This is a genomic window from Streptomyces sp. 1222.5 (assembly GCF_900105245.1).
GTDB lineage: Bacteria > Actinomycetota > Actinomycetes > Streptomycetales > Streptomycetaceae > Streptomyces > Streptomyces albidocamelliae.
Genome location: NZ_FNSZ01000001.1, coordinates 2,749,615 through 2,761,645 on the forward strand (window position 1 = coordinate 2,749,615; position 12,031 = coordinate 2,761,645).

The 12,031-nt window shown below is 70.6% G+C and carries 12 protein-coding genes; 1 reads left to right on the forward strand and 11 read right to left on the reverse strand.

Annotated elements, in window-relative coordinates; all coding sequences use genetic code 11:
• Nucleotides 1-116 precede the first annotated feature (116 nt).
• From lepB (BLW57_RS12205) to BLW57_RS12245, 9 genes are all read right to left on the reverse strand, one after another.
• Nucleotides 117-1,118, reverse strand: a complete 1,002-nt coding sequence (gene lepB, locus BLW57_RS12205) for a signal peptidase I (protein ID WP_093474343.1) — start codon at nucleotides 1,116-1,118, stop codon at nucleotides 117-119.
• Nucleotides 1,006-2,100 (reverse strand): signal peptidase I, encoded by a 1,095-nt coding sequence (gene lepB / locus BLW57_RS12210; protein ID WP_093474345.1) that lies wholly within the window; start codon nucleotides 2,098-2,100, stop codon nucleotides 1,006-1,008. The genes lepB (BLW57_RS12205) and lepB (BLW57_RS12210) overlap by 113 nt, the downstream gene beginning before the upstream one ends.
• Nucleotides 2,093-2,794 carry a signal peptidase I gene (gene lepB / locus BLW57_RS12215; RefSeq protein WP_093474346.1) on the reverse strand — a complete coding sequence of 234 codons (702 nt, stop codon included), beginning with the start codon at nucleotides 2,792-2,794 and terminating at the stop codon, nucleotides 2,093-2,095. The genes lepB (BLW57_RS12210) and lepB (BLW57_RS12215) overlap by 8 nt, the downstream gene beginning before the upstream one ends.
• A gap of 45 nt (nucleotides 2,795-2,839) precedes the next feature.
• Entirely contained in the window at nucleotides 2,840-3,190 is a 351-nt protein-coding gene (gene rplS / locus BLW57_RS12220; RefSeq protein ID WP_093474348.1) for a 50S ribosomal protein L19, read from the reverse strand.
• A 134-nt stretch (nucleotides 3,191-3,324) separates the two neighbouring features.
• Nucleotides 3,325-4,158 (reverse strand): tRNA (guanosine(37)-N1)-methyltransferase TrmD, encoded by an 834-nt coding sequence (trmD, locus tag BLW57_RS12225; protein WP_093474349.1) that lies wholly within the window; start codon nucleotides 4,156-4,158, stop codon nucleotides 3,325-3,327.
• On the reverse strand, nucleotides 4,158-4,706 hold the full coding sequence (gene rimM, locus BLW57_RS12230) for a ribosome maturation factor RimM (RefSeq protein WP_093474351.1): 549 nt from the start codon (nucleotides 4,704-4,706) through the stop codon (nucleotides 4,158-4,160). Before rimM ends, trmD begins: the two co-directional genes overlap by 1 nt.
• Before the next feature lie 82 nt (nucleotides 4,707-4,788).
• Nucleotides 4,789-5,028: an RNA-binding protein gene (locus BLW57_RS12235; protein ID WP_003973401.1), complete on the reverse strand. Its 240-nt coding sequence runs from the start codon at nucleotides 5,026-5,028 to the stop codon at nucleotides 4,789-4,791.
• A gap of 5 nt (nucleotides 5,029-5,033) precedes the next feature.
• Complete coding sequence (gene rpsP / locus BLW57_RS12240; RefSeq protein WP_020942484.1) at nucleotides 5,034-5,453, reverse strand: 30S ribosomal protein S16; 420 nt, start codon at nucleotides 5,451-5,453, stop codon at nucleotides 5,034-5,036.
• Nucleotides 5,454-5,783: 330 nt separating this feature from the next.
• Entirely contained in the window at nucleotides 5,784-6,380 is a 597-nt protein-coding gene (locus BLW57_RS12245; protein WP_093474352.1) for a hypothetical protein, read from the reverse strand.
• A 522-nt stretch (nucleotides 6,381-6,902) separates the two neighbouring features.
• Here BLW57_RS12245 and BLW57_RS12250 point away from each other — a divergent pair.
• Nucleotides 6,903-7,790: an SAM-dependent methyltransferase gene (locus BLW57_RS12250; protein WP_176985558.1), complete on the forward strand. Its 888-nt coding sequence runs from the start codon at nucleotides 6,903-6,905 to the stop codon at nucleotides 7,788-7,790.
• A gap of 611 nt (nucleotides 7,791-8,401) precedes the next feature.
• Here the strand turns inward: BLW57_RS12250 and ftsH are convergent.
• Both ftsH and ffh read right to left on the reverse strand, forming a co-directional pair.
• Entirely contained in the window at nucleotides 8,402-10,333 is a 1,932-nt protein-coding gene (ftsH, locus tag BLW57_RS12260; RefSeq protein WP_093474355.1) for an ATP-dependent zinc metalloprotease FtsH, read from the reverse strand.
• 92 nt (nucleotides 10,334-10,425) lie between these two features.
• A complete protein-coding gene (gene ffh / locus BLW57_RS12265; protein ID WP_093474357.1) occupies nucleotides 10,426-11,973 on the reverse strand; it encodes a signal recognition particle protein in 1,548 nt (515 codons plus the stop codon).
• Nucleotides 11,974-12,031 lie beyond the last annotated feature (58 nt).

Here is a 12,031-nt window from a genome sequence, read left to right on the forward strand (position 1 = left end):
CCGCACCCTACCCGGCGGTACCGGGCGAGGTCAGCCCCCTGTTTCCCCCGCCCAGGCAGGCCGGGCGTGAGGACGGAGGGAGGACCGGCCGGGCGGGTCCGCCCGGCCGGGTGGGGTCAGCGCCGCCCGGCGGACCTCGTCGGTACGGCCTTGGACTCCGGCCGGTCCGAGCGCCGGCGCCGCCACACCGCCACCGGCAGCACCGCGACGAGGGCCACGCCCTGGGGGGCCACCGTCAGGGAGGCGGAGGCGGAGGACTGCTCGTCGAGCCCGGGCTGGTCGAAGGTGTCCGGGATCGGCAGGGTGCCCCAGCGATTGATCGGCCAGGCCTTGACGATGGCACGGCCGACGACCTCGTCGACGGGGACCATGCCGTGGTGCTTGTCGGACTGGTTGTAGCGGGAGTCGCGGGAGTTCTGGCGGTGGTCGCCCATCACCCAGAGGTAGCCCTTGGGCACCTTCACCTTGAACTGGCCGCCCAGGTCGTCGTCGGTGCACGGCGTGTTGCCGGGGTAGACGTACGGCTCGTTCAGCGCCTTGCCGTTGACCACCAGCGGGCCGGTGCCCTTGCACTGGACCGTGTCGCCGCCGACGCCGATCACGCGCTTGATCAGGTCCTTCTCCTCGGCGGACGGCATCAGGCCGATCCAGCTGAGCACCTTCTGCACGGCGTTCGGGTTGGGCGCCGGCTCGCCGGCCAGCCAGTTGTCCGGGTCGTGGAAGACGACGACCTCGCCGCGCTCGGGCTCGGAACCGAACCAGGGGGTGAGCTTGTCGACCAGGACGCGGTCACCCTGCTGGAGGGTGTTCTGCATCGAGTCGGACGGGATCGAGAACGCCTGCACCAGGAACGTCTTGATCAGCAGTGCCAGCACCAGCGCGATGACCACCAGGATCGGCAGCTCCTTCCAGAAGGAGCGCTGCTTCGCCGGCCGGTGCGTGGTCTCACCCGTGCCCGCGTCCTGGGTGCGGGGCTCGTCCGCCGGCGCGCCGTCGTCGGCCGGGTCATTCCTGGGGGTCATGGTGCCGTCCGGGACGGGACCGTTCGCCTCCACGGGGTGCCCGCGGTGCTCTTCGCCGTCGTGTCCCGAACGTGCGCCAACCGCCACATCCCCCACGCCAACTCCTCACTCTGTGCCGCCGCCCGCGCCGGATACGGTGCAGGCCCACCACTCCCATAACGAGCGGGAGTTCCGCAGGGCTCGGGAGCCGGGTCGATCCGTTCTGGTTCTCTGAGGCAACCCTATGCGACTGCCGGGTACCGGCGGTCGCCCCCGACACGGAGTCGGCGACGCTTGCGAAGGTTTTAGGTTCCTGAAGGCGCGTCCAGTGGCCGATCGGCCAGCCGATGGCCATGGCCCGGCCGACCACCGAGTCCTCGGAGACCGTGCCGCCGTACGGCGTGTCCTGGTGGAAGCGGGAGTCAGCGGAGTTGCCCCGGTGGTCACCCATCACCCACAGCCGGCCCTTGGGCACGGTGATGTCGAAGGGGGTGGCGGAGGGGGCGTCCCCCGGATAGATGTAGTCGCCCTCGGTCAGCGGTACGCCGTTGACGGTGAGGCGGCCCTGGGCGTCGCAGCACTTGACGTGGTCGCCACCGACCCCGATGACCCGCTTGATCAGGTCCTTCTCGTTGTCGGAGGGCAGCAGGCCGATGAAGGTGAGGCCTTCCTTGAACTGCTTGACGACGATGGGGTCGTTCTTCTTGGTGGTCTGTTCGTCCGCGAGCCAGCCGCCCGGGTCGTGGAAGACGACGACGTCCCCACGCTGCGGCTTGGAGCCGAACCAGGGGGTGAACTTGTCGACCAGCACACGGTCGCCGATCCGGATCGTCTGCTCCATGGAGCCGGACGGGATCACGAACGCCTGGACGAGGAAGGTCTTCAGGACGAGCGCGATGAGGACCGCGACACCGACCAGAAGGGGGATCTCCCGAACGGCTGAACGACGGCGCTTGCGTTTGACCTTGCGCTGCAGTTTGCGGCGCTCCGCGCGCGTGCGGCCACCGCCCCCGGACGAGCCGGTGCGGCGGATCCCGGTGGGCAGCAGGTTCTCGGCGGGCGTCGCGGGCACCCCGCGCGGTTTGCCGCGGTTACCCATGGGCCCCCTCCGCCGGGGTCGCGGGCACGCGCGCGTAGGCCGGCGGGCGCCTCAGGTGCGCCCAGTGGCCGTACGGCCAGACGATCCAGTCGGCGCGGCCGATGACGTCGTCCACGGGGATCATGCCGCCGCCGGGCGAGCCCAGGTGGTCGCGGGAGTCGCTGGAGTGGCTGCGGTGGTCGCCGAGGACGAAGAGGCGGCCCGCGGGCACGGCGACGTCGAAGGGAACGCTGGAGGCGCTGTTCCCTGGATAGAGGAACGACGACTCGTCGACCGACCGGCCGTTCACCTCGATCCTGCCCTCCTTGTCGCAGCAGACCACGTGGTCTCCCCCCACCCCGACAACGCGTTTGACGTAGTCCGCGTCTCCGAAATACCCGGTGCCGTCGAACACAATCACGTCGCCGCGGCGCGGCTGGGCACCGAAACGGTACGCCAACTTGTTTACGAGAACGCGGTCCCCGATCCTCAAACCCCGCTCCATGGATCCGCTGGGAATCTCGAACGGCTGCGCCACGAAGGTGTTCAGCAGCAGGACGAACGCCAGGCAGGCGAAGACGGTGACGGTGATCCGTCCCCCCGGCAGCCACACGGTGATCCGCGACGGCAACGCGAAACGCGACCGGCCCTCCGGCCCCGGAGTACCGGGGTGGGAGGAGCGGTCGCGTTCCGTCTGCTGAGCTTCGGTGTCCATCGGAGCCAGATGTTATCCGGCCCCGCTGTGACGCCGGGGAAGCGCTCAGTTCTCGCGCTTCTCCTTGATCTTCGCGGCCTTGCCGCGCAGGTCACGGAGGTAGTACAGCTTGGCGCGGCGCACGTCACCACGGGTGACGAGCTCGATCTTCTCGACGATCGGGGTGTGCACCGGGAAGGTGCGCTCGACGCCGACGGAGAACGAGACCTTGCGGACCGTGAAGGTCTCGCGGACACCGGCGCCCTGGCGGCGGATGACAACGCCCTTGAACTGCTGCACACGGGAGCGGTTGCCCTCGATGACGCGCACGTGGACGTTGACGGTGTCACCCGGACGGAAGGCCGGGATGTCGCTGCGCAGCGACGACGCGTCGACGGAGTCGAGCAGGTGAGACATTTCGTCTGCTTTCTTCGCTGATGCCACAGGTCATCAACGGGAGATAGATGTACAGGAGACTGCCGTGCGGGTCGGGGCGGGCGTCGTGTCCCCCTGTGGCAGGGGCGCACACCGGACGGACGCACAACAGCGGTCTATTCTTCCACGCCCCCGGCCCGGCGCCAAAATCGGCCGTACCGCTCGCCCTCGGGGTCCGGTTCCCAGCCGAGGATGGAGAGCATCTCGCGGTCCTTCTTGTCGAAGGCCTTGGGCTCGCAGTGCTCGATCAGGTCGGGCCGGTTGGCCGTGGTGCGCCGCAGTGCCTCGTCCCTGCGCCAGCGGGCGATCTTCCCGTGGTGGCCGCTGAGCAGCACGTCGGGGATGCCGCGGCCGCGCCAGACGGGCGGCTTGGTGTGGACGGGGCCCTCCAGGAGGTTCGCCATCGCGCCGGGCGCGAAGGAGTCGTCCCGGTGGGACTCGGCGTTGCCGAGGACGCCGGGCAGCAACCGGGCGACGGCCTCGGTGACGACCAGGACGGCCGCCTCACCGCCGGCGAGGACGTAGTCGCCGATGGAGACCTCGTGGACGGGCATGCGGGTCGCGTACTCGTCCATCACGCGCCGGTCGATGCCCTCGTAGCGGGCCGGGGTGAAGATCAGCCAGGGGCGCTCGGAGAGTTCCACGGCCAGTTCCTGGGTGAAGGGACGGCCGCTCGGGGTGGGGACGATCAGCGCGGGGGCCCGGCCGCCGGCCTCGTAGCCGTCGGCGAGGACCGTGTCCAGGGCGTCGCCCCAGGGCTCGGTCTTCATGACCATGCCGGGGCCGCCGCCGTAGGGCGTGTCGTCGACGGTGTTGTGCCGGTCGTACGTCCAGGACCGCAGGTCGTGCACGTGCACGTCGAGCCGGCCGCGCGCGCGGGCCTTGCCGACGAGGGAGACGTTCAGGGGCTCCAGGTACTCGGGGAAGATCGTGACGACGTCGAGGCGCATCAGGACTCGTCCTCGTCCCGGGAGGAGTCGATCTCGGCGCGGTCGTCGATCAGGCCTGGCGGAGGGGTGATGACGGCCCTCTGCGCCTCCAGGTCGATCTCGGCGACGATCTCCTCCACGAACGGGATCATCACCTCGGTGCCGTCCGGGCGCTCCACGATGAACAGGTCCTGGGACGGCAGGTGCGAGATCTCGGTGATCCGGCCGATCTCGGTGCCGTCCTCGGTGACCACGTCGAGATCCATCAGCTGGTGGTCGTAGTACTCGTCCTCGCCCTCGGGGAGTTCCTCGGGGTCGATCTCGGCGATCAGGAGGGTGTTGCGCAGGGCCTCGGCGCCGTTGCGGTCGTGTACGCCCTCGAAGCGCAGGAGCAGCCGGCCGCTGTGCACCCGGCCCGTCTCGATGGTGAGCGGCCCCGTGGATGCGGGGTCGGTGGCGAGTACGGCGCCGGGCGCGAGCCTGAGTTCGGGCTCGTCGGTACGCACCTCGACGGTGACCTCGCCCTTGATGCCATGGGCACGGCCGATCCGTGCGACTACCAGCTGCACTGTGCTTGCTCTCCTGTCATACGACTGCGGGCCGGGGACGGCTCAGTGGCCCTCCCCGGCCCGAGCCGGTTGCGATGAAGCGTCAGCGGACGTGGTCCACGTCGACGAGGTCGACGCGGACACCGCGACCGCCGATGGCGCCCACGACGGTACGCAGAGCACGCGCGGTGCGGCCGTTGCGGCCGATCACCTTGCCGAGGTCGTCGGGGTGCACCCGGACCTCCAGCACGCGCCCGCGGCGCAGGTTGCGCGAGGCGACCTGCACATCGTCAGGGTTGTCGACGATGCCCTTCACGAGGTGCTCAAGCGCCTCTTCGAGCATGCTGCTCAGGCCTCGGTCGACTCGGACTCGGCAGCGGCCTCGTCCTTCTTCTCAGCCTTCTTCTTCTGGGTGATCGCCTCACCCTTGCCCTCGTCGTCACCGCCGAGAGCCTCGAACGACGGACGCGTGGCCTTCGGCTCGGCGACGAGCAGCGGCGCCGGGGCGGGCTCGCCCTTGAACTTCTGCCAGTCGCCGGTCTTCTTCAGGATGGCGAGGACGGGCTCGGTCGGCTGCGCGCCGACACCCAGCCAGTACGCCACACGGTCGGCGTCCACCTCGATGACCGACGGGTTGTAGGTCGGGTGGTACTTGCCGATCTCCTCGATCGCACGACCATCACGGCGGGTGCGGGAGTCGGCGACGACGATGCGGTAGTGAGGCGAACGGATCTTGCCCAGACGCTTCAGCTTGATCTTGACTGCCACGGGAGTGGACTCTCCTGATTTTGACGTGGTTGGGCACGGCAGGTTGCCGCGTGGGGTTGCGGTACCCGAGTGCCCGATGGACGCGTCAGCCGGAGGAGAGAGGGGTCCTGTGCGGCTGTCGAGTACAGCTAGCCATTGTGCCACACCCCGCGGACCGCTCTCGGCCGAGATGGTTCCGGGCGCCCGGGCATGCCGGAGGAGCACCCGGCGCGGAGGTGAGGTACGTCGGGTGCGCCGCTCGGCGCCACGAGGTGCGGCTGTCTGCGCAGCAGCACCCCGATCGCTCGGCCCCACCGGCACCCACGAGATGCCGGTACACGCGGCCGGCGGTTACGCCGCTCCCGCGACCTCCGGGATCCGGAACGGCTTACCACAGCCGCCACAGACGATCGGGGCCTGGGCCAGGACCGACGGGACCACCCGGACGTTGCGCCCGCAGTCGCAGACCGCCTTGACGCGGACGCCGCCCCCGGAGGAGCCGTGCCGGGCGGCCGGACCGCGGAACGTGCGGGAGGTGTCGGAGGAGGTGGCCGCCGTGTGGGCCCTCAGCGCGCGCTGGAGCCGCTCCATCGTCGGGCGGTAGCGCCGCTTCGCCTCGGGGTTGAGCGTGACCAGGGAGAAGCCGCTGCTGGGGTGCGGCTCCTCGGGGTGGTCGAGGCCCAGCTCCTCGGCGATCGCGAGGAAACGGCGGTTGTGGTAGCGGCCGGCCCGGGAGGTGTCGCGGATCCCGCGGGCTGCGGCGATGCCGTGGACTGCCTCGTGGAGCAGTCGCTCGAAGGAGAGCTCGTGACCGCACGCGGACGACGACTCCCCGATCAGGGACTCTGGCGCGGCAAGGTCCGGCAACTCGGGGTGGTACCGCTGAATGTCGGCCCACGCCTGCGCCAGCTCTGCGGCGAGAACAGGTGGTGTCTGTGTCGTGCTCACGTAATGACAACGAGCGGGGGTACCGCTGTGTTCCGATTCCGGGCCATCCCAAATAATTTGCACGTACCCGTCAGTTGCCGCTGATGCGTGCTGACGAGGGCGGGTGCGCTGATCTGCGGAGAAGCCTCACAGCTCGTACCAAGCTGGTGCGTAGTGAGTGATACGACCGGCGTGTAGTACGCGAGTGCGACGCCGGCCGGCGGCTGCGCAAGACGTGTTTCGGCCGCTCTGCCGGCGGTGCCTCGTCCTGTTCAGCGTCTGTGACGGCCGTGACGTTACCGCGCGCGTCCGGACCCCCCGGCACCGGCCCGTACCTCGGGGCGGACACCGTACGGTCACCCGGGTTGCCGGGATGTGAAATCTCGCCACACTCGCCCCCGGACGGCAAGCCGGGCCCCACGACCCCTGGACGGGGCCGCGAGCCGGGAGTTACCTGGCATACGTGGGAAGTGCGCGCGCACGGCACGGGGGCCACGCAACCGGGCACAGCGGCGACTTGTCGGCGGATTGGGGCGCTTACCTATGACACCTACGCTCGTGCGGCAGCACCGGTCACACGCGGATTCCACATCCCGCGTGGACCCGTGGGCACGCGCGCGTGACTGGTCGGAGATCCAGGAACGGATGCTGGTCCCGCTCTACGAGGCGGTCCACGAGCGGCTCGAAGTGGGCCCGGCGACCCGGCTGCTGGGCCTGCGCTGCGGCGCCGGGCTCGCGCTGCTGATGGCGGCCTCCCGAGGGGCGGCGGTGACCGGCGTGGACACCTCGCCGGAGCGGCTCGCCCTCGCCCGCGAACGCCTGCTGCCGGAGGCGGCCCGCGGCGGGGACGCGGGGCACGGCGAGAACGGCGGCACGCGCGCGCGTACGGCTCCGGGACTGCTCGCCGCCGTGGGCGAGGACGCGGCAGGCGCGGAGGCGGCCGGGTTCGACGTGGTGACCGTCTTCGAGCCGATCGGCTGTCTGGCGGGTGACTCCGAGGGGCTCGGCGAGCAGCTGGCGGACGCGCTGCCGGCGGCCCGCCGGGGTGCCGCGGTGGTGCTGGTGGGCTGGGGTCCGCCGGAGCGCTGCGCCACCACCTCCGTGCTGCGGGTGGCGACGAAACTGGCGGATCCGCTGCGCGGCGCGCGCAGCTGGCGGCCGGCCTGCCGGGACGACCTGGAGGAGGTCGCCCAGCGGGCGGGGCTGAAGCCGGACGGCTCGGGGCGGGTCTCCTGCCCGTTCGGGTACGCCGGCCTGGACAGCGCCGTACGCGGGCTGCTGTCGACCGGCCTGTTCGACGCGGCGATCGCGGCGACGGACGCCAAGCAGGTCGACAAGGAGCTGACGGAGACGCTGCATCCGTACCGGCGGCAGGACGGGACCGTGTGGATGCCGAACGTCTTCCGCTACCTCGTGGCCCGGGTGCCCTAGGCCGCGGGCGCGTCCTCGGCCGGGCGGCCCGCCCCCGCCATGAACCGCCAGACCGGGTCCCAGGACGGCGAGGACGATCAGCATGAGGGCCTCGGCCTGGACGGGGGTCAGCCCCAGCGGCCGGGCCAGTTCCGGGAAGGCGCCGACGACGGCGATCAGGGCGTACATCAGGGCGGCACCGGCCTGCTGCCAGGTGACGAAGCGGTTCGCCGCGGTCGCGGGCCAGCAGCCGCAGGGTGCAGCCGACCACGGCGAGGGCGATGAACGCCACCGCCAGACCTGCGGCTGCCGGGCGCCGCCGACCTGGGCGAACAGGCCCATCAGGGCGGGCAGCAGGAACGACAGGTGGATCCCGCCGACGACGCGGCGCAGGGCCGGTTCGCGCATCCAGTGGGTGTGGCTCTGGACGACGTTCCACCAGAGGCCGACCAGGGTGAAGCAGGTGGCGGAGAACAGGGCGCAGAAGGTGCTGACGTCCATGGACGACGAGGATGGCAGCGCTTCCCGCACCGGAGCACCGCCACACGCCCTGCACCCACCCCGCCCCGCCGGTGCGGACTGTCGACCGCCCCCCGTCCCGGAAGGGCGCCGGGTGCCGGGGGGACTGCGTGCTACGTCTCGCCGTTCTTGGTCAGGCGGGTGATTCCGGCGATCCGGTACGCGTCCGCCTCCTCCAGCGTCTCGTTCTCCAGGAGTGCCTGGGCTAGGGCGTCCAACTGGCCGCGGTGGTCGCGGAGCTTGTGCAGCGCCTCCTCGTAGCAGGCGTCCACGATGCGCCGCATCTCCGCGTCGATCACGTCCAGGGTCTGCGGCGCGGCCGACAGTCCGTACGCCTGCTGGGCGTCGCTGGGGAGGGCGGAGAGCCGGCCGACGCGTTCGCTCATGCCCCAGCGGGCCACCATTCCGCGCGCGATGTTGGTGACCTGTTCGAGGTCGTTCTCCGCGCCGGTGGTGACGACTCCGTAGACGACCTCCTCGGCCGCCATGCCGCCCAGGGCGCCGATGATGCGGCCGCGCAGGTACTCCTCCGAGTGCGCGTACCGCTCGACCTCGGGCGTGGACATGGTCACGCCGAGCGCCCGCCCGCGCGGCACGATGGTGATCTTGCGGACGGGGTCCGCGCCGGGCTGGAGCATGCCGAGGAGGGCGTGGCCGCTCTCGTGGTAGGCGGTCCGCCGACGGTCCTCCTCGGGCATGACGAGGGTCCGCTCGGCGCCGAGCTGGACCTTCTCCAGGGCCTCGGACAGGTCCGCCCGGGTCACCCGCTCCTGCTTGCGCTTGACCGCGAGCAGTGCGGCCTCGTTGGCGAGATTGGCCAGATCCGCACCCGTCATGCCGGGGGTCACGCGCGCCAGGTGGGTGAGGTCCACATCGGGGTCGAGCGGCATCTCCCGGGTGTGGATCGCGAGGATCGCCTCGCGCCCCCCGCGGTCCGGCGGGGCCACGCTGACCACCCGGTCGAAGCGGCCGGGCCGGGTCAGCGCCGGGTCCAGGATGTCGGCCCGGTTGGTCGCGGCGATGACGATGACGCCCTCCCACCCCGAGAAGCCGTCCATCTCGGTGAGGATCTGGTTCAGCGTCTGCTCGCGCTCGTCGTGGCCGCTCACCGAGGCACCGCCGCCGCGCACCCGTCCGATGGTGTCGATCTCGTCGATGAAGATGATGGAGGGTGCCACCTTGCGCGCCTCGCCGAACAGTTCGCGGACCCGGGAGGCGCCGACGCCGACGATCATCTCGATGAATTCGGACGCCGAGGCGGAGAAGAACGGCACCCCCGCCTCCCCCGCGACCGCCCGGGCCAGGAGGGTCTTGCCGGTTCCGGGCGAACCCGCGAGCAGGACGCCGCGCGGCAGCTTCGCGCCCATCCGGCGGTAGGTGTCCGGGTACTTGAGGAAGTCGACGACGTCGTCCAGTTCGCCCTTGACCTCGTCGATGCCCGCCACGTCCGCGAACGTCGTACGCCCGCTGCCGGGCCGCAGCTCGACCGGCTTCGGCGGTGGCTTGCGGCCGAACATGCCGCCCGCCCCGCCCATGCCCGCGCGGATCCGCCGGGCGAAGAAGATCCACACCGCGGCCAGGATCACGATGGGGATGAGCGACAGCAGCAGGTTGGACAGGTAGCTGCGTTCCTGCACGACCGGTCGCGCGGTCACCGTGACGCCGTGGCTGCTCAGGCTCTGCCACAGCTTGTCGTCCGCGAAGGCGGGCCGCTGGGTCCGGAACTCCTTGTAGTCGCCGCCACCCTCGGGGTTGGCGCGGGGGCTCCTGAGCCGGCCCTGGATCGCGTCGCCCTTGGAGTAGATCTCGGCGACGTTTCCGGCGCCGACCTCCTTGCTGAACTCCGTGTAGGAGATCGTCGGCTCATTGCCCTGGCCCAGGTAGTTCAGTCCGACGTAGGCCAGTACGAACACCATCACCGCGGTGGCGAAGAGTCCCCACCATCGGCCGCCCCGCCATCCGCCGCGCCGAGGCGGCTCGTCCGGTGTGCCCTCGGCTCGCCACGGCTGGTCAGGGGCTTTGCGGGGTGGCGCCGCATTGCTCATATCTGGACGTTACGACACGCGGCGGGCCTCGGCATGCGCTGAGGGCGCCCCCTTCCGGAAGGGAGCGCCCTCGGCGGACGTACGCGCGGGACTCAGCCCATGAACTTCTTGAACTCGTCCGGCAGCTCGAAGTCCTGGGCGCCCTGCTGCGGCAGGCCGAGGGCTCCGCCCTGCGCGGCGGCCTCGCGGCGCTGGGCCTCCTCCAGCTCCTGCTGCTTACGCTTCATCGGGTTGCCGGAGCGCTGCTTGCCCTTGGCCTTCTTCGGCTGCTTCTTGCTGCGGCCGGGGCCGCCGCCCATGCCCGGCATCCCGGGCATGCCCGGCATGCCGCCGCCCTGGGCCATGCGGGACATCATCTTGCGGGCCTCGAAGAACCGCTCGACGAGGCCCTTGACGGCGCTGACGTCGACGCCGGAACCCTTGGCGATACGGGCGCGGCGCGAACCGTTGATGATCGTCGGGTCCTGGCGCTCGCCCGGGGTCATCGACTTGATGATCGCGCCCACGCGGTCGACTTCCCGCTCGTCCAGGTTGTTGATCTGGTCCTTGATCTGACCCATGCCGGGAAGCATGCCGAGCAGCTTGCTGATGCTGCCCATCTTGCGGACCTGCTCCATCTGGGACAGGAAGTCGTCGAGGGTGAAGTCCTGGCCCTTCTTGGACGCCAGCTTGGAGGCCATCTTCTGGGCCTCTTCCTGGCTGAAGGTCTTCTCCGCCTGCTCGATCAGGGTGAGCAGGTCACCCATGTCGAGGATGCGGGAGGCCATCCGGTCCGGGTGGAACGCGTCGAACTCGTCGAGCTTCTCGCCGTTGGAGGCGAACATGATCGGCTTGCCGGTGATCTGCCGGATGGACAGGGCCGCGCCACCGCGGGCGTCACCGTCGAGCTTGGAGAGGACCACGCCGTCGAAGCCGACGCCGTCGCGGAAGGCCTCGGCGGTGTTGACCGCGTCCTGGCCGATCATCGCGTCGACGACGAAGAGGATCTCGTCCGGGGAGACGGCGTCGCGGATGTCCGCGGCCTGCTGCATCATCTCCTGGTCGATGCCGAGCCGGCCGGCGGTGTCCACGATCACGATGTCGTGGACCTTGGACCGCGCGTGGTCGATGGAGTCCTTGGCGACCTTCACCGGGTCGCCCACGCCGTTGCCCGGCTCCGGGGCGTAGACGGAGACGCCGGCGCGCTCGGCGACGACACTCAGCTGGTTGACGGCGTTCGGACGCTGGAGGTCGGCGGCGACCAGCAGGGGCGAGTGGCCCTGCTCCTTCAGCCAGCGGCCGAGCTTGCCCGCGAGGGTGGTCTTACCGGCACCCTGCAGACCCGCGAGCATGATCACGGTGGGCGGCTGCTTGGCGAACCGCAGCCGGCGGGTCTCCCCGCCGAGGATCGTGACGAGCTCGTCGTTGACGATCTTGAGGACCTGCTGGGCCGGGTTCAGGGCCCGGGAGACCTCGGCGCCGAGCGCGCGCTCCTTGACGTTCTTGATGAACGTGCGGACGACCGGCAGGGCCACGTCCGCCTCGAGGAGCGCGATGCGGATCTCGCGTGCCGTGGCGTCGATGTCCGCCTCGGAAAGCCGTCCCTTGCCGCGCAGGTTCTTGAAAGTCGCTGACAGGCGGTCGGAGAGAGTGTCGAACACGGCGCTCGCGGTCCTCGGGGTCGGTGACGGTCTTCAGGGAATCGCCCTCCAGGGTATC

Coding starts and splice junctions, on each gene's coding strand:
- lepB (WP_093474345.1), bottom strand. CDS start 2,100: ATGGGTAACCGCGGCAAACCGCGCGGGGTGCCCGCGACGCCCGCCGAG.
- lepB (WP_093474346.1), bottom strand. CDS start 2,794: ATGGACACCGAAGCTCAGCAGACGGAACGCGACCGCTCCTCCCACCCC.
- rplS (WP_093474348.1), bottom strand. CDS start 3,190: ATGTCTCACCTGCTCGACTCCGTCGACGCGTCGTCGCTGCGCAGCGAC.
- trmD (WP_093474349.1), bottom strand. CDS start 4,158: ATGCGCCTCGACGTCGTCACGATCTTCCCCGAGTACCTGGAGCCCCTG.
- BLW57_RS12235 (WP_003973401.1), bottom strand. CDS start 5,028: ATGCTCGAAGAGGCGCTTGAGCACCTCGTGAAGGGCATCGTCGACAAC.
- BLW57_RS12250 (WP_176985558.1), top strand. CDS start 6,903: ATGACACCTACGCTCGTGCGGCAGCACCGGTCACACGCGGATTCCACA.
- ftsH (WP_093474355.1), bottom strand. CDS start 10,333: ATGAGCAATGCGGCGCCACCCCGCAAAGCCCCTGACCAGCCGTGGCGA.